The organism is Bradyrhizobium cosmicum (assembly GCF_032290525.1).
GTDB lineage: Bacteria > Pseudomonadota > Alphaproteobacteria > Rhizobiales > Xanthobacteraceae > Bradyrhizobium > Bradyrhizobium cosmicum_A.
Genome location: NZ_JASXTA010000004.1, coordinates 245,584 through 267,608, shown reverse-complemented (window position 1 = coordinate 267,608; position 22,025 = coordinate 245,584). Strand labels below are relative to the sequence as shown.

20 protein-coding genes are annotated in these 22,025 nt (G+C 64.7%); 8 read left to right on the top strand and 12 right to left on the bottom strand.

What is annotated here, in order from left to right; translation table 11 throughout:
* Nucleotide 1: 1 nt before the first annotated feature.
* The 4 genes from alkB to QSV46_RS09735 form a co-directional block, all read right to left on the bottom strand.
* Nucleotides 2–655 carry a DNA oxidative demethylase AlkB gene (gene alkB / locus QSV46_RS09750; protein WP_314949731.1) on the bottom strand — a complete coding sequence of 218 codons (654 nt, stop codon included), beginning with the start codon at nucleotides 653–655 and terminating at the stop codon, nucleotides 2–4.
* Nucleotides 656–664: 9 nt separating this feature from the next.
* Entirely contained in the window at nucleotides 665–1,411 is a 747-nt protein-coding gene (locus tag QSV46_RS09745) for a 2OG-Fe(II) oxygenase (RefSeq protein ID WP_314949730.1), read from the bottom strand.
* A 220-nt stretch (nucleotides 1,412–1,631) separates the two neighbouring features.
* Nucleotides 1,632–2,318 (bottom strand): DUF2848 domain-containing protein, encoded by a 687-nt coding sequence (locus tag QSV46_RS09740; RefSeq protein ID WP_314949728.1) that lies wholly within the window; start codon nucleotides 2,316–2,318, stop codon nucleotides 1,632–1,634.
* Nucleotides 2,311–3,660: an amidase gene (locus QSV46_RS09735; RefSeq protein WP_314949727.1), complete on the bottom strand. Its 1,350-nt coding sequence runs from the start codon at nucleotides 3,658–3,660 to the stop codon at nucleotides 2,311–2,313. Before QSV46_RS09735 ends, QSV46_RS09740 begins: the two co-directional genes overlap by 8 nt.
* Before the next feature lie 178 nt (nucleotides 3,661–3,838).
* Between QSV46_RS09735 and QSV46_RS09730 the strand changes: the two genes are divergently transcribed.
* From QSV46_RS09730 to QSV46_RS09715, 4 genes are all read left to right on the top strand, one after another.
* Nucleotides 3,839–4,252, top strand: coding sequence for a Zn-ribbon domain-containing OB-fold protein (locus QSV46_RS09730; RefSeq protein WP_314949726.1), 414 nt, complete (start codon nucleotides 3,839–3,841; stop codon nucleotides 4,250–4,252).
* Between the two features lie 3 nt (nucleotides 4,253–4,255).
* Entirely contained in the window at nucleotides 4,256–5,395 is a 1,140-nt protein-coding gene (locus QSV46_RS09725; protein WP_314949724.1) for a thiolase C-terminal domain-containing protein, read from the top strand.
* Between the two features lie 105 nt (nucleotides 5,396–5,500).
* Nucleotides 5,501–6,415: an SDR family oxidoreductase gene (locus tag QSV46_RS09720; RefSeq protein ID WP_314949722.1), complete on the top strand. Its 915-nt coding sequence runs from the start codon at nucleotides 5,501–5,503 to the stop codon at nucleotides 6,413–6,415.
* A gap of 123 nt (nucleotides 6,416–6,538) precedes the next feature.
* Nucleotides 6,539–7,651 carry an SMP-30/gluconolactonase/LRE family protein gene (locus tag QSV46_RS09715; protein ID WP_314949721.1) on the top strand — a complete coding sequence of 371 codons (1,113 nt, stop codon included), beginning with the start codon at nucleotides 6,539–6,541 and terminating at the stop codon, nucleotides 7,649–7,651.
* A gap of 99 nt (nucleotides 7,652–7,750) precedes the next feature.
* Here QSV46_RS09715 and ppc read toward each other — a convergent pair whose 3' ends face one another.
* Nucleotides 7,751–10,543 carry a phosphoenolpyruvate carboxylase gene (gene ppc / locus QSV46_RS09710; protein WP_314949720.1) on the bottom strand — a complete coding sequence of 931 codons (2,793 nt, stop codon included), beginning with the start codon at nucleotides 10,541–10,543 and terminating at the stop codon, nucleotides 7,751–7,753.
* A 112-nt stretch (nucleotides 10,544–10,655) separates the two neighbouring features.
* On the bottom strand, nucleotides 10,656–11,060 hold the full coding sequence (locus tag QSV46_RS09705; RefSeq protein WP_314949719.1) for a YccF domain-containing protein: 405 nt from the start codon (nucleotides 11,058–11,060) through the stop codon (nucleotides 10,656–10,658).
* A 332-nt stretch (nucleotides 11,061–11,392) separates the two neighbouring features.
* Here QSV46_RS09705 and QSV46_RS09700 point away from each other — a divergent pair, with 332 nt between their 5' ends.
* A complete protein-coding gene (locus QSV46_RS09700) occupies nucleotides 11,393–11,950 on the top strand; it encodes a MarR family winged helix-turn-helix transcriptional regulator (RefSeq protein ID WP_314949718.1) in 558 nt (185 codons plus the stop codon).
* 42 nt (nucleotides 11,951–11,992) lie between these two features.
* Here the strand turns inward: QSV46_RS09700 and QSV46_RS09695 are convergent, their stop codons facing one another.
* Together QSV46_RS09695 and QSV46_RS09690 are read right to left on the bottom strand one after the other, a co-directional pair.
* Entirely contained in the window at nucleotides 11,993–13,537 is a 1,545-nt protein-coding gene (locus tag QSV46_RS09695) for an acyl-CoA synthetase (protein ID WP_314949716.1), read from the bottom strand.
* A gap of 120 nt (nucleotides 13,538–13,657) precedes the next feature.
* Nucleotides 13,658–14,467, bottom strand: a complete 810-nt coding sequence (locus tag QSV46_RS09690; RefSeq protein WP_314949715.1) for a crotonase/enoyl-CoA hydratase family protein — start codon at nucleotides 14,465–14,467, stop codon at nucleotides 13,658–13,660.
* Between the two features lie 116 nt (nucleotides 14,468–14,583).
* On the opposite strand from QSV46_RS09690, the gene QSV46_RS09685 reads away from it, so the two are divergent.
* Together QSV46_RS09685 and QSV46_RS09680 are read left to right on the top strand one after the other, a co-directional pair.
* Entirely contained in the window at nucleotides 14,584–15,456 is an 873-nt protein-coding gene (locus tag QSV46_RS09685) for an SDR family oxidoreductase (protein WP_314949713.1), read from the top strand.
* A gap of 224 nt (nucleotides 15,457–15,680) precedes the next feature.
* Nucleotides 15,681–17,258 carry a fatty acid--CoA ligase gene (locus QSV46_RS09680; RefSeq protein ID WP_314949711.1) on the top strand — a complete coding sequence of 526 codons (1,578 nt, stop codon included), beginning with the start codon at nucleotides 15,681–15,683 and terminating at the stop codon, nucleotides 17,256–17,258.
* 161 nt (nucleotides 17,259–17,419) lie between these two features.
* On the opposite strand, the gene QSV46_RS09675 is transcribed toward QSV46_RS09680, so the two are convergent.
* Complete coding sequence (locus QSV46_RS09675; protein ID WP_314949710.1) at nucleotides 17,420–18,694, bottom strand: acyl-CoA dehydrogenase family protein; 1,275 nt, start codon at nucleotides 18,692–18,694, stop codon at nucleotides 17,420–17,422.
* 213 nt (nucleotides 18,695–18,907) lie between these two features.
* Here QSV46_RS09675 and QSV46_RS09670 point away from each other — a divergent pair, with 213 nt between their 5' ends.
* Nucleotides 18,908–19,687, top strand: a complete 780-nt coding sequence (locus QSV46_RS09670; RefSeq protein WP_314949708.1) for an enoyl-CoA hydratase-related protein — start codon at nucleotides 18,908–18,910, stop codon at nucleotides 19,685–19,687.
* A 165-nt stretch (nucleotides 19,688–19,852) separates the two neighbouring features.
* Here QSV46_RS09670 and QSV46_RS09665 read toward each other — a convergent pair whose 3' ends face one another.
* Genes QSV46_RS09665 through QSV46_RS09655 form a run of 3 tightly spaced genes read right to left on the bottom strand, consistent with a single transcriptional unit; the run spans nucleotide 19,853 to nucleotide 22,005 of the window.
* A complete protein-coding gene (locus QSV46_RS09665; protein WP_314949706.1) occupies nucleotides 19,853–20,230 on the bottom strand; it encodes a DUF6285 domain-containing protein in 378 nt (125 codons plus the stop codon).
* Nucleotides 20,231–20,233: 3 nt separating this feature from the next.
* Complete coding sequence (locus QSV46_RS09660) at nucleotides 20,234–21,220, bottom strand: phosphotransferase family protein (RefSeq protein ID WP_314949704.1); 987 nt, start codon at nucleotides 21,218–21,220, stop codon at nucleotides 20,234–20,236.
* Complete coding sequence (locus QSV46_RS09655) at nucleotides 21,217–22,005, bottom strand: enoyl-CoA hydratase/isomerase (RefSeq protein ID WP_314949702.1); 789 nt, start codon at nucleotides 22,003–22,005, stop codon at nucleotides 21,217–21,219. Before QSV46_RS09655 ends, QSV46_RS09660 begins: the two co-directional genes overlap by 4 nt.
* Between the last annotated feature and the right edge of the window lie 20 nt (nucleotides 22,006–22,025).

Genomic DNA, 22,025 nt, shown 5'->3' with positions numbered 1-22,025 from the left:
TTCAGCGCGTCCTGCGGAACGTCAAATTGATCCGCTTCCGTCCCAGCAGCGCATGCTCGCCGTCGGCGAGCGGCGCGACGCCGTGGTAGGCAAGTCGGCTCGGACCGCCCCAGACCACGACGTCGCCATGGACGAGCCGAAAACGGCGCGGCTTGTCGCTGCGCGCCAGACCACCGAACAAGAAGGTCGCGGGCAGCCCGAGCGAGACCGAGACGATCGGCGCCGAATAATCCAGCTCGTCCTTGTCCTGGTGCAGCGACAGCCGCGTGCCGGGCTCGTAGCGGTTGACGAGGCAGGCATCGGGCGCGAAGCCGGCAAAACCGCCCTGCTCCGCCGCGCGGCGGGCCAGGTTGCGGAGCACCGGCGGCATCGCGGGCCACGGCGCGCCGGTTCGCGGATCGATCGGATCGTAGCGATAGCCGGTATGATTGGTGATCCAGCCGCGCTCGCCGCAATTGGTCATCGCCACCGACATCAGATGCCCGCCTGGCGTGGTCATCCGCCGGAACGGCGATTGCGCCACGATCGCGCGCACCGCTTCGATCAGCTCGCTCTCGATTGCCTTGACGAAGCCGCGCAGCAGCACCGCGCCATCGGCGATCTCCTCGCGCGACGGCTGCGCCTCGGCGACAATGTCGAACAGATCACCCGTCAATCGCAGCGCTCATTTGGCATCATGGAAGATCACACCCAGCGTGTGGCGCTGACCGGACCTGACACGGCTGACGCCGTGGCGGAGATTAACCCGATAGGTCCCCCGTGTCCCCTGCACCGGTCGGTGATGCACAGCAAAGGCGACCGCGTCGCCCTGCGACAGCGGCACGACCTCGGCACGCGACTGCATGCGCGGGCGCTGTTCGGTCAGCACGAACTCGCCGCCCGTGAAATCGCGGCCGGGCTCGGAGAGCAGGATCGCGACCTGCAGCGGGAACACATGCTCGCCATAGAGGTCCTGATGCAGGCAATTGTAGTCGCCCGCCTCATATTGCAGCAGCAGCGGCGTCGGCCGCGCCTGACCTGCCTCATGGCAGCGTTTGAGGAACGCGGCATGCGCGGCGGGATAGCGGATGTCGATCCCCATCGCCTCGTTCCACCGATTGGCGACGGCTTGCAGGTGCACGTAAAGCGCCGGGCGCAACTGCGCGATCAGATCGGGCAACGGATAGGAGAAATATTTGTACTCGCCACGGCCAAAGCCGTGGCGGCCCATGACGATGCGGCTGCGGAAGTGCGTGTCGTCGGGATAGAGCGCGGCGAGGGCGCGGCATTGGTCCGGCGTCAGCAGGTTCTTCAGGACGGCGCAGCCCTGGGTGTCGAGCTCGGCGGTGATTTGAGGCCAGTCGAGGGTATCGACGCGGGTGGTGAGGTCGGGAGCGGAGGATTGGGCTGATTTTCGCGCGGTCATTGTCATAGCAATCACCTTTGCACTCAGACGTTCACCCCGCCACCCGATTTCCGATAACTATCTCCGCCTCATTGCGAGCCACCGGGTCCGCGCGAAGCGCGGCCCGATGACAGGCTCTGCGAAGCAATCCAGAATCCCACCGCGGAACCGGACTGGATTGCTTCGTCGCAAGGGCTCCTCGCAATGACGCGGAGAGAGCTGCGCTCGCAGTGACGGCGGAAGCGCCTCAGCCTCTCACCGGCAGCGTCACCACATCATACCCGTGCTTGATCGTGCGCTTCAGCACGGGGTCTTCCAGCTCGAAATCAAAGCGGTCCGCCGGGCGGATGCCGCCTTTGGCCGCAAACGTGCCGCCGAACATGGCGCAGCCGTCGGGCAGCTTCCCACCCTCGAAACCGCGCGCGATCAGGTCGGCGACCGGCAGCATCGCGTCCAGCGTGCCCTCCTGGTAGAGCACGCGCTCGCCCTTGATCGTGGCGTAGGAGCGCAGGATCATCTTGTCCCAGTGGCCGATGACGTCCTCGAGCTCCCACAGCGTGGATGCGATCGGCTTGTCACACATCTGCTTGGACACGGTGACGTTGTAGGCCTCGACCTTGCGGTCGGTGTGGTCGGAGCCGCAGCCGACGAAGATGCGGCCCTGCCAGGCGATCAGCACGAACTCGACCTCGCCGGAGGAATCGCCGCCGGTGCATTCGATGCTGTCTTCCTGCGTCAGCCGCCGCGCCGAGGCACGGTAGTAGATCGGCGTCGAGGCCGGCGGGGCGATGCCCATCTCCTGCAGCTCGGCGATGTGCTTGTCGCGCGCGACGGGATCGCGGCCCGTCCAGCCGGCGATGACCATCTGGTCGATCGCCAAGGTCAGCGGCGTGGTGGTGTCCTGGGCGTCGACGGTGAAAGTCAGGTCAAACACGAATTACGGCCTCCATGCCGGCAGCAAGTTCAAAGATACGGCGGTCGGATCCGCCGCTACCCGCCAGCATCAGACCGACGGGAATGTCGCCCTGGCGATGTGCGGGCAGTGAGATGGCGCAGCCGTCGATCAGGTTGATCAGGCTGCAATTGCGCAAGGCGCGGATGTTCTCGCGCGTGAATGCCTTGTCGTCGGCAAGGTCGGCGATTTTCGGCGGTGTGTTCGGCGTCGTCGGCAGCACCAGTGCATCATAGGGCGCAATCCGCGCGTTGACGCGGGCGATCAGCGAGCGGCGCTCGTTGAGAAGATCGATGTAGTCCGCCGCGCTCTGCGCCTCGCCGCGCAGGATGCGCACGGAGACGCGGGGGTCGTAGACGTCGCCCTTGGCGGTGAGCAGGTAGCGATGCCAGGCGTAGCTTTCGGACGCCGCAAAGCCGCCCTTGGCGTTCATCGGACCGATGTCGTGGAATTCCGCCATCTCGATGCGCTCGATGATGGCGCCGTGGTCGGACAGCGCCTTCAGCGCGCGCTCGAACGTCTCGGCAACTTCAGCGTCGAGATCGTCGAGCGCGATCGCGGTCGGCACCGCCAGTCGCATGCCCTGGACCGGCCGCGGCGTCAGCGAAACGATCGGCTCGTTCGCGAGCACGGCGTCGAGTACGGCACAGCAACTGACCGATCGCGCCAAGGGCCCAATGCTGTCGAGCGAGAACGACAGCGGCACGGAGCCGTCGAGCGGGACGCGGCGCTGCGTCGGCTTGTAGCCAACGAGGCCGTTATAGGCCGCTGGAATCCGGCAGGAGCCGCCGGTATCGGTGCCGAGCGCGCCATGCGCCATGCCGTCGAGCACGGAGACGGCGGCGCCCGAGGACGAGCCGCCGGGCACATGGCCTTCGGCCCGGTTCCAGGCGCCCTTGGGTGTGCCGTAGTGCGGATTGATGCCGATGCCGGAATAGGCGAACTCGGTCATGTTGGTGCGTCCGATCACGACGAAGCCGGCCTTGCGCAGCCGCGCCACCGTTACCGCGTCCTGTTCGGCCGGCTGGGAATCGTCGAGCGCGCGGGAGCCGGCGCGCGTCACCTGGCCCTTGATGTCGAAGAGATCCTTGATCGAGATCGGGATACCGGCATAGCGCGACGGCGCGGCCTTGACCTTGCGCAGACCATCCATCGCGTCCGCAGCGGCGAGCGCGGCCTCCTTGTCGACATGGAGGAAGGTTCGTTGCCCCTCGCCGGCGGGATCGGCGATCCTGGCGAGGCACGCCTCGACCAGCTTGCGGGAGGTGGTGCGGCCGCTTTCGAGGTCTTCGGCAAGCTTCGCCAGTGTCGGAAAATCGGGCATGTCTGTCTCACGGAATATTTCGCGCGCAATCTATAGCGCTGCCTTAGTTCGACACAAGCATTGTGCGCATGATGGCATGCATGCGCGTTGCTGGACCGTTGACGCGCCATAGTCAATTGTCGCATCAAGATCGCAACAGGCGGGCCTCGCAGCCTGAACCTTGGGAGGACTTGCCGACATGGCCGAACCGCAGCGCGCACGACCGAAACCGACGCCGGAGACCCAGCATTTCTGGGACGGCACGAAAGCGGGCGAGCTGCGCCTGCAGCGCTGTGACGCCTGCGCCCATGTCTACTTCCCGCCGCGCCCGTTCTGCCCGTCCTGCGCCTCGCGCAAGGTCAGCATCTTCAAGGCGAGCGGCAAGGGCTTCCTCTACAGCTACGTGATCAACCACCGTCCCGCCGCACCTGGTTTCACCCCGCCTTACGCGATCGCCGTGGTCGAGCTTGCCGAGGGGCCGCGGATGATGAGCAACATCATCGACTGCCCGCAGACCCCCGAAACGCTCGAGCTCGACATGCAGCTCGAGGTCGCCTTCGAGGCACTCGACGACAAGATCACCCTCCCCGTGTTTCGTCCGGCGAAGGGATAGACCATGCGCAGCAACCAGGTTGCCGTCGTCGGCGCGGCCGAGACCACCGAGCTCGGTGTCATCCCCAACGCCTCGCAGCTCCAGCTTCACGCGGATGCGGCGCTCAATGCCATTGCCGATGCCGGGCTGAAGCTGTCCGACATCGACGGCTTTGCCACCGCAGTCGAAACGCCGCAGCAGGTCTGCCACTATCTCGGCATCAAGCCGACCTGGGTGGACGGCACCTCGGTCGGCGGCTGCTCGTTCATGCTGCACGTCCGCCATGCTGCCGCCGCGATCGAGGCCGGCCTGTGCAAGACCGTGCTGATCACCCACGCCGAGAGCGGCAAGTCGATGATCGGCAAGGCGCCGCGCTCGATCCCCGCCGACAGCCTGCAAGGCCAGTTCGAGGCGCCGTTCGGCGTCTACGGGCCGCCCAGCATGTTTCCGATTCCCGTGCTGCGCTTCATGAAGACCTACGGCATCACGCATGAGCAGCTTGCCTCGGTGGCGGTGGTACAGCGGGAATGGGCGGCGAAGAATCCGCGGGCGATGATGAAGGACCCGATCACGGTCGCCGACGTCCTCAACTCGCGCATGATCGCCTATCCGTTCCGCCTGCTGCAGTGCTGCCTCGTCACCGACGGCGGCGGCGCGCTGATCCTGACCTCGGCTGACCGCGCCAGGGATTTTCCGCGAAAGCCGGTCTACATCATGGGCACCGGCGAGAGCGTGGAGACACCGATGGTCAGCCAGATGGAGACCTTCAACTCCTCGCGTGCCTTCAAGACCGCCGGCCCTCTCGCATTCAAGGAGGCCGGCATCGCCCACAAGGACGTCGATCATTTGATGATCTACGACGCCTTTGCACATCTGCCGCTGTTCGGCCTCGGCGATCTCGGCTTCATGCCACATGAGGAGACCGGCAGGTTCATCGCAGACGGCAACACACGGCCCGGGGCTAAGCTGCCGCTCAACACCAATGGCGGTGGATTGAGCTACATGCATTCCGGCATGTACGGCATGTACGCGCTCCAGGAGAGCGTGCGCCAGATGCGCGGCATCGCGCCTGCGCAGGTGCCGAACGCGAAGATTTCGGTGTGCCACGGCGTCGGCGGCATGTTCGCCGCAAGCGGCACGATCGTGTTCACGAACGAGAGGTAAGGCACCGTCATTCCGGAACGCGCGCAGCGCGAATCCGGAATCTCGAGATTCCGGGTCTGGTGCTCCGCACCATCCCGGAATGACGGGCAAAACAGGAGAACCCACATGAGCAAATCACTGCAAGACAAGGTCATCATCGTCACCGGCGCAGGCCGCGGCATCGGGCGCGAGATCGCGCTGCTCTGTGCCGGCGAGGGCGCCAAGGTCGTCGTCAACGATCCCGGCGTCGCCGCCGACGGCGCTGGCACCAGCGCCACGCCCGCCGAGGAGGTGGTCGAGGAGATCAAGAAGCGCGGCGGCACCGCCGTGGCCAATTTCGAGTCCGTGGCGGAAGCTGTCCCCGCCAGCAAGATCGTCAAGACCGCGACCGATCATTTCGGCCGGCTCGACGGCGTCGTCAACAATGCCGGCATTTTGCGCGACATGATCTTCCACAAGATGAGCGTGGAGGCGTTCGAGGCCGTCATCAAGGTGCATCTGATGGGCTCGTTCTACGTCAGCCACGCCGCGGCGCGGATATTCCGCGAGCAGGAGAGCGGCTCCTTCGTGCACTTCACCTCGACTTCGGGCCTGATCGGCAACTTTGGACAAGCCAACTACGCCGCCGCCAAGCTCGGCATCATCGGCCTGTCAAAGTCGATCGCGCTCGACATGGGCCGCTTCAACGTCCGCTCCAACTGCGTCTCGCCGTTCGCCTGGACCCGCATGATCGGCACCATCCCGACCGAGACCGACGCCGAGAAGGCGCGCGTCGAGAAGATCAAGCAGATGGGCCCCGAGAAGATCGCGCCGATCTGCGCCTATTTGCTCTCCGATGCCGCCAAGGACGTCAGCGGTCAGATTTTTGGCGCGCGCATGAACGAGTTGTTCCTGTTCAGCCAGAACCGTCCGCTGCGCTCGGTGCACCGAAGCGAAGGCTGGACGCCGCAGACGATCGCAGAACACGGCATGCCGGCGCTGAAGGGCTCGTTCTACAAGCTCGATCGCTCGGCAGACATCTTCCCGTGGGATCCGGTCTAAGCATCCAGCTGCATTTCCGGCATTCCTGCCCTGCGATCTGCGGTTGTCTTGTCCGGAGATCGCCCCGCTTTACGCCCGATTGCGGTTGGATGGTGTCCTCCCAACAAATCTTGGGAGGAAACCATGACAAGAATATTGACCAACTCCGTCGATACGACTGCAGGCGGCGGTCTCGGCCGCCGCACGCTGCTCAAGGGTGCCGCCACCGTTGCGGCAACCGCTCTGCTCGCCTCAAACGCCGACGCCCGCGACTTCGGCGCCAATGCCGAGCCGCAGCGCTATCCCGACCCCGACATCGTCGCCGTCGACCCCAAGCGCTTCAAGGCCAGGGTCGGCAACACCGCAATCAAGCGGCTCTACACCGGCTGCCTGTGGGCCGAGGGACCGGCCTGGAATGCGCAAGGGCAATATCTCGTCTGGAGCGACATCCCCGCCAACCGGCAGCTGCGCTATCTTGACGACGACGGCCACATCTCCGAGCAATTTCACAAGCCTTCGAACGAATCCAACGGCAATTCGTTCGACACCGAGGGACGTCAGATCTCGGCCGAGCGCACCCGCCTCGTCCGCTACGAGCACGACGGCTCGGTGACGACGCTGGCCGAGCAGGCGGGTGGCAAGCCGCTCAACGGCCCCAACGACATGGTCGTGCATCCCAACGACAAGGCGATCTGGTTCACCGATCCCGGGTATGGCGCGATCAGCATCTACGAGGGCAAGCTGGCCAACACCGGCTCGTTGCAGCCCCACCAGAAGGAAGCCGTCTATCGCCTGGATACACAGAGCGGGCAGGTTGCGAAGGTCGCGGACGAGCCGTTCAAGCCGAACGGCATCGCGTTCTCTCATGACTACAAGAAGCTTTATGTCTGCGACACCGGCATCACGCATTATCCGCAGGCCGAGAACGTGGTGTGGTCCTACGACATCGACGGAGCGAAGCTGTCGAACCCGAAGAAGTTGATCGACATGAAGCTCGAGGGCAAGTCGGGCTTCCCCGACGGATTACGCGTCGACACCGAAGGCAATATCTGGGTCGGCGCCGGCTGGGTCGGTCCCGGCTATGACGGCGTCCAGGTGTTCGCACCGAACGACGGTGCGCGCATCGGGCAGATCCTGCTGCCGGAGACCTGCGCCAATGTCTGCTTCGGCGGCAAGAAGCGCAACCGCCTGTTCATGACGGCGAGCCAGTCGCTCTATGCGGTCTATGTGGAGACGCAGGGCGCGCATTTCTGTTGAAGGGTACAACGTCATTCCAGGGCGGCTCGCAGAGCCGAACCCGGAATCTCGAGGTTCCGGGTTCGATGCTGCGCATCGCCCCGGAACGACCGGTTGGAATTACCCGGTATTCCTCAGCCCCGCCGAGATGCCATTGATGGTCAGCTGAATCCCGCGCAGCACCTGCTCGTCCGGGTTCTGCGCGCGGTGCTCCTTCAACAGCTCGACCTGCACGTGGTTGAGCGGGTCGAGATAGGGGAAGCGGTGGCGTACCGAGCGCTCCAGCAGCGGATTGCCTTGCAGCAGCCGGTCCTGGCCCATGATGTCGAGCAGCGTCTCGATGCAGGAATGCCATTCGCGGCGGATGCGGCCGAAGATCTTTTCGCGCAGGGCTTCGTCCGGCACCAGCTCGGCATAGCGCGAGGCGATCGCGATCGAGCTCTTGGCGAGCACCATGTCCATGTTCGACAAGAGCATGCGGAAGAACGGCCATTCCCTGTAGAGTTCTTTGAGGAACGGCATGCCCTGGTCGGGATGCTCAGTGATCCATTGCTCGACCGCGCTGCCAAAGCCGTACCAGCCCGGCAGCATCAGGCGACATTGCGCCCAGGAGAATACCCATGGGATGGCGCGCAGATCCTCGATCGCACGCGTCTTTTTGCGCGAGGCCGGGCGGCTGCCGATGTTGAGCGTCGCGATCTCGTTGATGACGGTGGATTCCCAGAAATAATCGACGAAGCCGTCCGTCTCGTAGACGAGACCGCGATAGGCCTTGAAAGCAAGGTTCGACAACTCGTCCATCGCGGTCAGATATTCGCGCCGCGGCGCGCTCTGGCGCGGATGCAGCAGGCTCGCCTCGAGCGTCGCGGCGGCCAGGATCTCCAGATTGTTGCGGCCGACTTCGGCGTTGGAATATTTCGACGAGATGATCTCGCCCTGCTCGGTGATGCGGATCTGGCCGTTCACCGCGCCGCCGGGCTGCGCGATGATGGCATCATAGCTCGGGCCGCCGCCGCGGCCGACCGAGCCGCCGCGGCCGTGGAACAGGCGCAGCCGCACGCCGTGGCGCTCGAACACGTCGACGAGGTTGATCTCGGCCTTGTAAAGCTCCCAGCCCGAGGTGACGAAGCCGCCATCCTTGTTGCTGTCGGAATAGCCGAGCATGACCTCCTGCACGCTGCCGCGGCTGTCGACCAGGCGGCGGTAATCGTGCAGCGACAGCATGCGGTCCATGATGCCGGAGGACGCCTGCAGATCCTCGATAGTCTCGAACAGCGGCACGACGTTGATCGCGCTGCGCCCGGAGGGATGGACGAGGCCGACCTCCTTCAAGAGCACCGCGACCTCGAGCATGTCGGACATGCCCTTGCACATCGAGATGATGCATTGGGGAATCGCGTCCGAGCCGAACTTCGCATGCGCCTCGGCCGCCGCGTGGAAGACGTTGAGCTCGCCCATCGTCTCGTCGCTGTACTTGACGAACGGCGACACCAGCGCGCGCGTTGAGCGCAGCTCGTTGGTGAGCAGCGAGATGCGGGCGTCCTCGCCGAGCGCGAGGTAGGACATGCCGGGATTGGCGGCATCGATCAGCTCGGCAATGGTGCGCTCGTGCACCGCCGAGTTCTGGCGAATATCCAACCGCGCCAGATGGAAGCCGAAGCAGTCCACTGCGCGGCGCAGCAGCCGTAATCGGCCCCGGGCGATGACGCGGGCATTGTTGGAGATCAGCGAGCGGTGCAGCACGTCGAGATCGGCTTGGAGCTCCCTGACGCTCTCGTAAGGCGCGGCCTTGCCGACCGGCCGGCGCGTGATCTCGACCTGGAGCATTTCGGCGGTCGCGGTGAGGCGCGCATAGATGCCGGAGACCGCGAGGCGATAGGGCTCGCCGCTGCGGTGCGGCGAGGTGTCAGGCGAACGTTCCGCCAGCGTGCGCAGCTCCTCGGAGACGTCGGCCAGGTGCGCAGCGATCGACAGCTCAGCGCCGAGCACGTGCAGCTCATTCAGATAGAACTGCATGACCCGGCTCGACTGCAGCCGCAGCGTGCCGCGCATGACGTCGGCGGTGACGAAGGGATTGCCGTCGCGGTCGCCGCCGATCCAGCTTCCCATGCGCAGGAACGAGGCGAGCTCGCTGGCGGATTGCTCGCCACCTTCCTCCAGCCGGTCCTCCAGCGTGTTGACCAGGCGCGGCACCTCGCGCAGGAAGGTGTAGTCGTAGAACGACAGGCCGTTGGCGACCTCGTCGAGCACGGTCAGCTTGGTGCGGCGGAGCAGATTGGTCTGCCACAGCGTCAGCACCTCGCGGCGGAGCTGCTCGTCACTGGCGGCGGCCTCGTCCGCGGTCAGCTCGACACGCTCGCGGCGGTCGAGCAGGCTGGCGACCTCCATCTCGCGGTCCATGGTGCTCTTGCGGCGGACTTCTGTCGGGTGCGCGGTCAGGACCGGGCTGACCAGCGCGGTCTTGAAGAAGTTGCGCAAGGCATCGGCGCCGATGCCCGCCGCCTTGGCGTGGGCCAGCGTCTCCGCGAGCACGCCGGAGCCGCTGGCGGCGCCGCGGGCGCGCATCTGGCGGATGTTGTTCTGGTCCTCGGCGATGTTGGCGAGGTGGGAGAAATAGCTGAAGGCACGAACGATCCGCACCGTCTCCGAGGTCGACATGCTGTCGAGGATCTGCTCGAGCTCGCGGCGAGCGAGCCGGTCCTCGTCGCGGTGGAACCGGATCGAGGTCTGGCGGATGCGCTCGACCAGGTCGAACAATTCGGCGCCCTCCTGGTCGCGCACGGTGTCGCCGAGGATGCGCCCGAGCAGGCGGATGTCGTCCCGCAGCCGCACATCTGCCTCCAGCGCCTGGACGTCCTCGGGACGGTTGGGGCGATGCTCAGTGGCGTCGGATGGTAATGTCTGGAGGGACATCGGCTCGCTCCCCTTCAAGAGCTCCCTATGGCTCCCCGGCCCGGTCGAGTGTGCGATATTTTTCTTCCGCAGTGCAAGGTGAGTTTGGTGGCGGCGTACACTCGGGGTGGTGTCAAGCCGGCACGATCACCTTGCCGATCGGCCAGAGCGCGATGCCGGCGAGCTTGAGGTGGGCCCAGGCGAAGGGAATGCCGATGATGGTGATCGCGAGGGCCAGGGCTGTAAGGAGGTGGCCGAGCGCCAGCCACCAGCCGGCGAGCAGAAACCAAATGACGTTGCCGATCACCCCGAGCGGGCCGGTGCCGATATCGCTCATGCCGGTCACCTCATAGCGGCTGACCGCCTTCGAGCCGAACGGCAGCAGCGTGTAGACGGCGATGTTGAACGCCGCGCGCGCCCAGGGCAGGCCAATGATGGTGATGGCCATGATGATCGCGGCGACCAGCCAGCCGAGCGCCATCCACGCGCCGCCGATGAGAATCCAGAGCAGGTTGAGCAGGATGGAAACGGGAGCCATGGGATATCCGTGGTCAACGATCCCATTCGTATAGCACAATGGTCGTGGTCATGGTCCACGACGCCGCATGTTGGCGCACCACCCTCGATCGGCATCCAGCCGGTCCGCTCAAGGTCATCGCAATGCGCAGGTGGAGAGCGTGGGCACCGTCATCATCTCCCTCGAAAAGTGAGTGTTACCGTGGAACTACGGTGTTCCTTTGTCGGAACGGACGCGCTATCGAAAATCGGCAATCGGGCAAACTTGGCAATAGAGAGCAGCGCAAGCGCCGCTCCACGACGCTTGTCGGTGTTTTTATACCGGCAACAAGCAGTCCCCGGCGGTTGGAAAAAGTGGCAAACGAGCTCATCGACCTGTTGGTGCAGTCCGCGGGCACATGGCTTTTCGAGGGTCACCGGTCCGGCCTGACCGACCGCGAATGGATGGCGCTTCGCTTTCTGGCGCGCGCCAACAGATTCTCGAAAACTCCGAGCGCCCTGGCAACCTATCTCGGCACGACTCGGACCAGCGCGTCCCAGATCGCCACCGTGCTTACAGAAAAAGGACTGCTGACCCGCAAGCCTTCGGCGGAAGACAAGCGCTCGATTGCGCTGTGCGTGACGCCCGAGGGCACGAAATTTCTCGATCGCGATCCGATCAGCGCCCTTCGGGATCAGGTTGTGACACTTGAGCTTGCCGACAGAACGCGACTACGTGATGCGCTCCGGCGAGCTCTTGTCGGTCTCGATATGGCTGTGCGACCGCATCATACCGACGTTTGCAGCGAGTGCATGTTCTTGGCAGAAAGAAGCAAGCAGAAGAGCAGTTACTTCGAATGCCGGTTGTTTCGGAAAGAACTGGCCTTCAAGGAAACAGAATTGCTCTGCACCCATTTCGAGAGGCGGAGCTAAGCGGCGTGGCCTCCCTGACCGGGGCCTTTCGTCTGCCTCCGGTCAGATCTTCCGTCCCGCCTGCTCCCAATAGGGATCGCGGAGGCGGCGCTTGAAGATCTTGCCCGAGTCTTCGCGCGGCAGCCCCGTGCGGATCTCGATGTGTTTTGGCACCTTGTAGTCGGCGAGCGAGGTCTTCAGCCGTGCACGAACGTCGGCGGCATCGAGCGTGATGCCCGGCTGCGGCTCGACCACCGCCATCAGCGCCTCGCCGAATTCGGCATCGGGGATGCCGAACACCGCGCAATCGTGCACACCGGGCATGGCGTGCAGCACGGATTCAATCTCGGCCGGATAGATGTTGACGCCGCCCGAGATCACCATGTCGCGCTTGCGGTCGCAGATGAAGACGTAGCCGTCCGCGTCGATATAGCCGACGTCGCCGGAGGTGACGAAGCCATCGCGGTCGATCTCGGCGCGCTTCTCCGGCTTATTGTGGTAGGTGAAGTCGGCCATTCCGGCCATGCGGGAATAGATCTCGCCGATCTCGCCGACGCCCAGCACGCGGCCGTCATCACCGATGAAGCGCAGCTCCGCGCCGGGCGAGACCTTGCCGACCGTGCCGGGCTTCTTCAGCGCGTCCTCGGAGGTCGCGAAGGTGACGGCGCTGGATTCGGTCGAGCCGTAGAACTCGTAGATCACCGGCCCCCACCATTCGATCATGGCGCGCTTGACGTCGGCTGGACACGGCGCGGCGGCGTGAATGACGTGGCGCAGCGAAGAGACATCGTATTTCCTGCGGACCGCCTCCGGCAGCTTCATCAGGCGGATGAACATGGTCGGCACCATGAAGATGGTATCAATTTTGTAGCGTTCGATCAGCTCGAGGAATTCTTCCGCCTCGAACCGCGGCATCAGCACCAGCGCGCCGCCGAGTTTTCCGGCGCGAATGCCGAACGAGTTCGGCGCGGAATGATAGAGCGGCCCCGGCAGGATCGTGCGGGCGCCGGGCTTCAGCCCGTAGATCATCGCGCGCATGCGCTCGGCGGCGGCCGCCTGCTCCGGCGTCGGCGCGTTGCGCCGCACGCCCTTGGGATGGCCTGTTGTGCCCGAGGTGTAGATCATGTTCATCGGCTGCGGCACGACCGGGCCGTCATAGGGTTCGAATTGCGCGAGCCAGGATTCAAAATCGATCGCAAAATCCGGCGTGTTGAGATGATCCGGAACGATCCTGTAGTTGGACAGGATCTCCGGCGGCGTCGGCACGCTGAGCACGGTGACGCCTTTCGGAATGGCATCGCGCAAGGCATGCAGCATGTCGGCATGCCCGATCAGCACCGACGTGCCGGTATCGCGGAGGATGTAGTTGATCTCCTCGGGCTTGAAGTGCCAGTTGATCGGCACGCCATAGGCCCCGAGCCGCATCACGGCATAGGCGGCCTCGAGGAAGGCGATGTCGTTGCGCAGCAGCATGCAGACGCAATCGCCTTGGCGGACGCCAATTTTGGCGAGGCCGGTTGCGATGCGGTCGGCACGGGCCGCGACCTCAGCGTGGGTGCGGCGACGCTCGCCGGAGACGATGCCGAGGAAGTCAAACGTTTCGCTCATTGTTATTTTTTCTTTTGGTTGGTGTTGATCGCCGTCATTCCGGGGCGGCTCGAAGAGCCGAACCCGGAATCTCGAGGTTCCGGGCTCGATGCTATGCATCGCCCCGGAACGACGGATAGCCTAATCCGCAAACTTCGGCGCGCGCTTCTCCAGATTGGCGCGCACCGCCTCGGTCTGGTTCGCGCTGCCGATCAGCTTCTGCTGCTCGACGGATTCGGCGAGCAGCGCAGGTCCCGGATCAACCGAGAGATTGTTGAGCAAACGCTTCGCGGCGCGGATCGCATCCGGGCTCTTGTTCGCGATCTCGCGCGCGGCTTCGAGGGCTGCGGCGCGGGGATCGTCACAGATGCGCGTGGCGAGGCCGTACGTCATCGCCTCCTGCGCGGAGAAGATGCGGCCGGTGTAGGTGAGATCGCGCAGGATGTCGTCGCGCACGAGCGAGGCCAGGATCGGCGTGCCCGCCATGTCGGGCACAAGACCCCATTTGACCTCCATCACCGACATTCGCGCATCGGGGCTGAGGAAACGCATGTCGGCGCCGAGCGCGAGCTGAAAGCCGCCGCCAAAGGCGACGCCATGGATCGCGGCAATCACCGGCACCGGAAGCTGGCGCCAGCCCCACACCGCCTGTTGCGGGAAATTCGCCTGGCCGTGCGTCCGCTTGGTGAGGTCGCGATTTTCGCCACCCGGAATTCCATTACCGCCCTTCTCCTTCATGGCGGCAAAACGCCCCATGTCGAGACCGGCGCAGAAGGCGCGGCCCTCGCCCGACAGGACGACGACGCGCACGCCTTTTTCTTTCGAAAGCCGCTCGGTTGCCGCGACAATTGCCGCGAACATGGCCTGATCGAGCGCGTTCATCTTGTCGGCGCGCACCAGGCGCACGTCGGCGACGCCTTCCGAGATCGAGATCGAGACGCGCTCTTCCATGGACAATTCTCCCCTGGTTCCTGCCTGTTCTTGACCGGTTGCCGCTTTACAGAAGGGCGATGTCCGGATTTAGTCAATCAACCAATTAACTGACAATCCGTACGGGAGAAACAGCCATGTTCAAGGAAAATCTTCTGGCCGGACGGCGCATTCTCGTCACCGGCGGCGGCACCGGGCTCGGCAAGTCGATGGCGGCGCGCTTCCTCCAGCTCGGCGCCGAGGTCCACATCTGCGGCCGGCGCAAGATCGTCTGCGACGAGACCGCGACCGAGCTGATGGATCTGTATGGCGGCCGCGTCACCAGCCACGGCGTCGACATCCGCAACGCGCTCGCGGTCGAGGAGATGATCGAGACCATCTTCCGCGATGGTCCCCTCACCGACCTCATCAACAACGCCGCCGGCAATTTCATCTCGCGCAGCGAGGAGCTGTCGCCGCGCGGCTTCGACGCCGTCGCCAACATCGTCATGCACGGCACGTTCTATGTGACGCAAGCGGTCGGCAAGCGCTGGATCGCGTTGAAGCAACCGGGCAACGTCGTCTCGATCACCACGACATGGGTGCGCAACGGCTCGCCCTACGTGGTGCCGTCGGCGATGAGCAAATCGGCGATCCACGCCATGACGATGTCGCTTGCGACCGAATGGGGCCGCTACGGCATCCGCCTCAACACCATTGCCCCTGGAGAAATCCCGACCGAGGGCATGAGCAAGCGCATCAAGCCGGGCGACGAGGCCGGCGCGCGCACCAAGGCGATGAACCCGATGGGCCGCGTCGGCACCATGGAGGAGCTGCAGAACGTCGCCGTGTTCCTGATCTCCGGCGGCTGCGACTGGATCAGTGGCGAGACCATCGCCATGGACGGCGCGCAGGCCCTCGCCATGGGCGGCAACTTCTACCAGCTCCGCGACTGGAGCGACGACGACTGGAAGACCGCGCGCGAAAGCATCATGGCGCAGAACGAGAAGGATCGGGCGAAGCGGGGGTAGTTGCCTGCCCCGGACGCAGCGCAGCGCGCCGCACTTGCGGCGTGGTGCGCTGCTGAGCCGGGGCCCAGCTCTCGCAGCAGACTGGGTCCCGGCTCTGCGCAGCAGCGCAAGAGCGCTGCAGCGCGTCCGGGACACGAAACTACGATGTCTCCTCCTCCGTATTGTCTTTGCCCGCGGATGACGCCACACTCCGCGGCATAAGAACAAGACGGTACGGGAGAAACATGACCACACAGCCATTGGCGAACCTCGCCGACATGGTGCGCGAGCGCGCGGCCAGCCGCGGCAACGCGATTGCCTTTGAGTTCGAGGGGCGCGCCACCAGCTTTGCCGAATTCGACGTCAAGACCAACCGCGTTGCCAACGCGTTGATTGCGGCGGGCGTGAGACGCGGCGAGCGCATCGCCTATCTCGGCAAGAACAGCGACATCTATTTCGAGCTGCTGATGGGCGCGATGAAGGCCGGCGTGGTCATGGCCCCGGTGAACTGGCGGCTCGCAGGCCCCGAGGTTGCGTTCATCGTCGAAGACTGCAAGGCGCCGGCGCTGTTCGTCGGGCCGGAGTTCATCACGCTCGTTCGTCAGATCAAGGACAAGCTTGCGAATGTGCGCACGATCATCACCACCGAAGGCGGCGCGCCGGAATGGCAGGATTTCACCGCATGGCGCGATGCGCAGAGCGGTGACGACCCGAAGGTGCCGATCGGCACGAAAGACATCGCGATCCAGCTCTACACATCAGGCACCACAGGCAAGCCGAAGGGCGCGATGCTGTCGCATGCGAACTTCCTCAACCTGGTGCAAACAGGCAATGCCGAAGACAAGCCGGAGTGGAACCGGTGGTCGACCGATGATGTGTCGCTGGTGGCAATGCCGATCTTCCACATCGGTGGTTCGGGGTGGGGCGTGATGGGACTCTATCACGGCGCCCGCGGCGTCATCGCGCGCGAGTTCGATCCGACCAGGGTGCTGGATTTCATCGAACAGTCGGGCATCACAAAATTGTTCATGGTGCCGGCGGCGATGCAGTTCGTGGTGCGGCAGCCCCGCGCCAAGACGGTCGACTTTTCACGATTGAAATACATGCTGTATGGCGCCTCACCGATTCCGGCAGCATTGCTGAAGGAATGCATCGAGGTGTTCAAATGCGGCTTCGTGCAGATGTATGGCATGACCGAGACCACTGGCACCATCGTCGCGCTGCCGCCGGAGGATCACGTCGAAGGGCTGGAGCGGATGCGCTCGGCCGGCAAGGCGTTGCCGGGCGTCGAGATCGCGATCTTGGATGCGGACGGCAAGCCGCTGCCGCCGCGCGAGGTCGGCGAGATCGCGACACGCTCGGGCTCCAACATGGCCGGCTACTGGAACCTGCCGGAGGCGACGGCCGCGACGCTGCGCGCCGACGGCTGGCTGCGCACGGGTGATGCCGGCTACATGGACGAAGACGGCTACCTCTACATCCACGACCGCATCAAGGACATGATCATCTCCGGCGGCGAGAACATCTACCCTGCTGAGGTCGAAAGCGCGCTGTGCGATCATCCTGATGTCGCCGAAGCCGCCGTGATCGGCATCCCCGACGAGAAGTGGGGCGAAGCGGTGAAGGCCGTCGTGGTGATGAAGCCGGGCAAAGAGGCGACCGCCACCGAGATCATCAACTTCACCCGCGAGCGCATCGCCGGCTTCAAGACGCCGAAGAGCGTTGAGTTCCTGCCGGCGCTGCCGCGGAATCCGAGTGGCAAGATCTTGCGGCGGCAGTTGCGGGAGCCTTATTGGGCCGGGAAGGATAGAAGGGTGAATTAGCCCGGCTGTCGTCCCGGACAAGCGAAGCGCAGATCCGGGACCCATACCCACAGGAAGGAGTTTGGCGACGACTCGGAGTTGCCATCCCGCCTCAAACTACTCCCTGGGCTTATGGGTCCCCGCCTTCGCGGGGACGACTGGGGAGAGATATCGCGCAACGCCTAATGCTTCCCCGGCCCCATATATCCGAACAGGAACCCCGCCACCTTGCGCATCTGGATTTCCTCGCTGCCTTCCGTGATGCGATAGCGGCGGTGATGCCGATAAATGTGCTCGAACGGCTTGTGGCGTGAATAGCCCATGCCGCCGTGGACCTGCATGGCGCGGTCGGCGGACTCGCAGCAGAGGCGGTTTGCCCAGTAGTTGCACATTGAGACGCGATCGGACAGGGTGCGCTCGATCTGCTCCTCGGTGAGCTGGTCCATCTCCCAGGCGGTCTTGCGGATCAGAAGGCGCAGCATCTCGGCCTGCGTCGCGAGCTCGACCAGCGGGAACTGGATCGCCTGGTTCTCGGCGAGGGCCTTGCCGAACGGCTTTCGCTCACGGGCGTATTTGACGCTCTCGTTGATGCAGTAGACGGCGGCGCCGAGCGAGCTCGCGGCCTGGCGAATGCGGTTCTGATGGACAAAACACTGCGCCAGCGACAGGCCGCGGCCGACCTCGCCGAACAGGGCCTCCTCCGGAACGAACACGTCCGTGAAACTGACGCGGGGATGGTCGGTCGGCATGTTGAAGGTCCACATGTATTCTTCCACCTTCACGCCATGGCTCTTCGCCGGCACCAGGAAGCAAGTGATGCCGCGGGCATCGCCGTCATTGCCGCTGGTGCGCGCGAACAGCGCACAATGCGTGGCGACGTGCATGCCGGTGGTCCACATCTTCTCGCCATTGATGATCCAGCCCTTGATGTTGTCGCGGGTCGCGGGCACCGCGCGCGTTTCCATATGGGTGGCATCCGAGCCGTGATTGGGCTCCGTCAAGCCGAAGGTGATGCGGTACTTGCCCTTGATCGAACCGTCGATCATTGCCTTCTGGTCGTCGCGCCCGTAGCGGTCGAGCATGGTGGCGACGGGAAAATTGCCGACGATGGAATGCTCGTTCTGGAGATCGTTGTGCAGGCCGAGGCCCTTGGCGGCAAAATGCTCGCGGATCACGGCCATCCAGAGGTTGGAGCCATCCTTGCCGCCATATTGCTTCGACACCGCAAAGCGCAGATGGCCGGCGGCATCCGCAAGATCCTTCGCCTTGCGCAGCAGCGCCTCCCATTCGTGCCGCGGCAGGCCGCCATTCTCGAAATCGGTGCGCGCCCATTCGCGGCGATGATCGAAGAAGCGGATGTTGTCATCGGCTTGTTCGAGCGGCTTGATCTCGCGTTCGATGAAACGGTCGAGCTCTCCGAGATAGGCGACAAGATCGGCAGGTAATGAGAAATCCACGGTTCACTCCCGGATTGATTTTATCGTTTTGCGTTAAGGCGCTGGGCGCCGTTTCGGCTTCGCCTGATTAAGGTGAGAAGAGCACAAACAAGTCAAGCAAGCCGAGGCGTGTCAGGGACGCAACACGCGCCCGCGCAATTCGATGGTGCTCCAACGCGGGCGCGCGGTAGTATGACGCCAACATTCCTTCGGAAGAAAATGCAGGAGCGCGCGATGGATCTGAACTTCTCAAAGGTGGAACGCAACGGGCCGATCACGATCGTCACGCTGTCGCGGCCCGAGGTCTACAATGCGCTGCACACCGACGCGCATTTCGAACTTCAGAAGGTGTTCGACGATTTCTCCGCGGACCCTGCGCAATGGGTCGCGATCGTCACCGGCGCCGGCGACAAGGCGTTCTGCGCCGGCAACGATCTGAAGTGGCAGGCAGCCGGCGGCAAGCGCGGCTGGGACAAGGGCGGCTTTGCCGGTCTCACCTCCCGCTTCGACTGCGACAAGCCGATCATCGCCGCCGTCAACGGCGTCGCCATGGGCGGCGGTTTCGAGATCGCGCTGGCCTGCGACCTGATCATCGCCTCGGAGAATGCGACCTTCGCCCTGCCCGAGCCGCGCGTTGGCCTCGCCGCACTCGCCGGCGGCCTGCACCGGCTGCCGCGGCAGATCGGCTTGAAACGCGCCATGGGCATGATCCTCACCGCGCGCCATGTCAGCGCCAAGGAGGGCCACGAGCTCGGCTTCGTCAACGAAGTCGTGCCGCAGGGTGAAGCACTGGCCGGCGCGCTGCGCTGGGCCGAGATGATCACCAAGAACTCGCCGATGTCGATTCGCGCCTCGAAGCAGACCATTCAGAAGGGCCTTGCCGTCTCGCTGGAGCAGGCGATCGAGGAGCAGCGCGATTACCCGGCGGTGAAGGCGATGGTGGCGTCGCAGGATTACGTCGAAGGACCGAAGGCGTTCTCGGAGAAGCGGCCACCGAAATGGGTGGGGAAGTGACCGCGCACCCTGCGCGGTCATTCCGGGGCGCGCCCGGTTGGGCGCGAGCTATGGTGCGCAATTGCGCACGTGAGAATCCATCGGGCGGCAGTGCATGCGGATGAATGGATTCCGGGCTCGCGACTTCGTCGCGCCCCGGAATGACAGCTGAGAGAGTCGCGCCGCCTATACGTCTCGCCCCTGCTCCCGCTTGTACGACGCATAGTTCGGCTGATCGACGGCGAGCTTGTCCATTGTGGTTTGCCAGAGGTGCTCGGCAAGACCCGGCGTTGCGAGGTCGATTTCTCCCCTGGCGATGCGTTCGGAGAGGACGCGGTTGAGCTCCGTCACCGAGCCGTCCATGCCAAGCAGCGCGCGCAGCCGCGTCACTTCGGCAGCATCACCGCCCGCCTCCCGCGTCAGTTGCCGCGTCACGAGGTCGAGGATGTTGATGGCGACCCGCAGCTTGAAGGCCTGGTGGCCGGAAATCAGCGGCGTGATGTCGTTGCGCAAGAAATCTGCGACCGCCTTGGTCAGCTCCACCGGTGTCGGTTCGTCCTGCATGTGTCATCTCCCGCGCGGCGCCAGCAGCCGCAACAGATCGATCTCGGTCTCCGACGCGCGGCGGCCGATCATGGCGCGCTCCATGGAATGGTCGGGCCCCTCGCGAAACCGCTGCATCATACCGCCGCACATGATGCCCCAGCGCAGCGTGCCCATCACTTCCCAGAATTTCACACGCACCGGATCGACCTTGCGGCCCGCAGCCTCATAGCCCGCGAACAGCTCCTCGCGCGAGCCAAATCCGCCGACGGGCTTGTCGATCTCCCCGAACCGCCAGGAATTGACGCAGACCCAGCCGAGATCCTCCATGGGATCGCCGAGATGGGCGAGTTCCCAGTCGAGCACGGCGCGGACGCCGTCGGCGCCGATGATGAGGTTGCCGTTGCGGAAATCGCCATGCACCAGTGTCGTCTCGGCGGCGGGACCCGGATCGTGGTCGCGCAGCCAGCGCAGCGCCAGCTCGAACACCGGCTTCGGCCAGTCCAGGCTGCGATAGTCGCGCTCGAACTCGGAGATCTCCTGGGTCGCGGACCGGCTGCGCAGCTTGGGCAGCTTGTCCAGCGGCAGCCTGTGCAGCCCGGCAAGCACACCGCCGATCTGTCGCGCCAGATGCGGCCGCGCCGCCGCGTATTCATCGTCGCGCAGAATTTTGCGCGCGATGGTCTCGCCCTCGACCCGCCGCATGATGAAGCCAGTGCCGAGATCATCCTCGGGCTCCAGCACATGCATCACGCGCGGCGACGGCAGGCCCGCTTCATAAGCGAGCTGCATCAGCTGCGCCTCGGCGGCAAGACCGGCCGCGCGCGTCGGCGCCGCGCCGTAGCCTTTCGGCGAGCGGCGCAGGATCGCGCCGATCGGTCCATCAGGATGGACGATGTCGAAGCGCCAGGTTTCCTGGCTGGCGCCGCCGGACAGCCTTGCCGCCCCGGTGACGCCGGATGCGCCTGGACACCAGCGCTGGACGCTGCGCGAAAGCTCCGTCTCGATCATTTGCCCTTGAACTGCGCCGGGCGCTTCTCCAGGAACGCGCCGACGCCTTCGCGGAAGTCCTGCGTGTCGCCGGCGCGGAGCTGGCACTGGAATTCGAGATTGAGCTGGTCCTCGAACGAGTTTTCCGGGCTGTCCCAGTACAGCTTGCGGATCAGCGACAGCGCGACCGTCGGGCCGCTGGCGAGGTCGCGCGCGAGCTTCATCGCCTCTTCCATCAGCACGCCGTCGTCGTAGACGCGGTTGACGAGGCCCCATTCCAGCGCCTTTTCGGCCGGAAGCCGCTCGCCCATCAGCGACAATTCGATCGAGCGCGCCCGGCCGACGAGGCGCGGCAAGAGCCAGGTCGAGCCGCAATCCGGCACGAGGCCGATGCGGCGGAAGGCTTGCAGGAAATAGGACGAGCGCGCGCACAAGATCATGTCGCCGAGCAGCGCGAAGCTCATGCCGGCGCCGGCAGCGGGGCCGTTGACCGCGGTCACGATAGGGCAATGCAGGTTGCGGATGCGACGCAGGAACGGGTGAAAACCAGTCTCGAGCGTCAGGCCGGCCTTGGTCTTCTTTGCCTGGTTGTTGCGGCCCTGGAGATTCGCACCGGTGCAGAACGCCCGTCCCGCGCCCGTCAGGACGACGCAGCGCACCTCGTCCCTTCTCTCCTCGATCGTGTCGAGCGCTTCGGCAAGACCGCCCAGCATGTCGACGGACACCGCGTTCATCACCTCCTGATGGTCGAGCTTGAGGATCGCGACCGAGCCATCGAGATCGAGCGTGACGTGTTTGAATTGCATGATTTCCTCGTGCGTTGCGG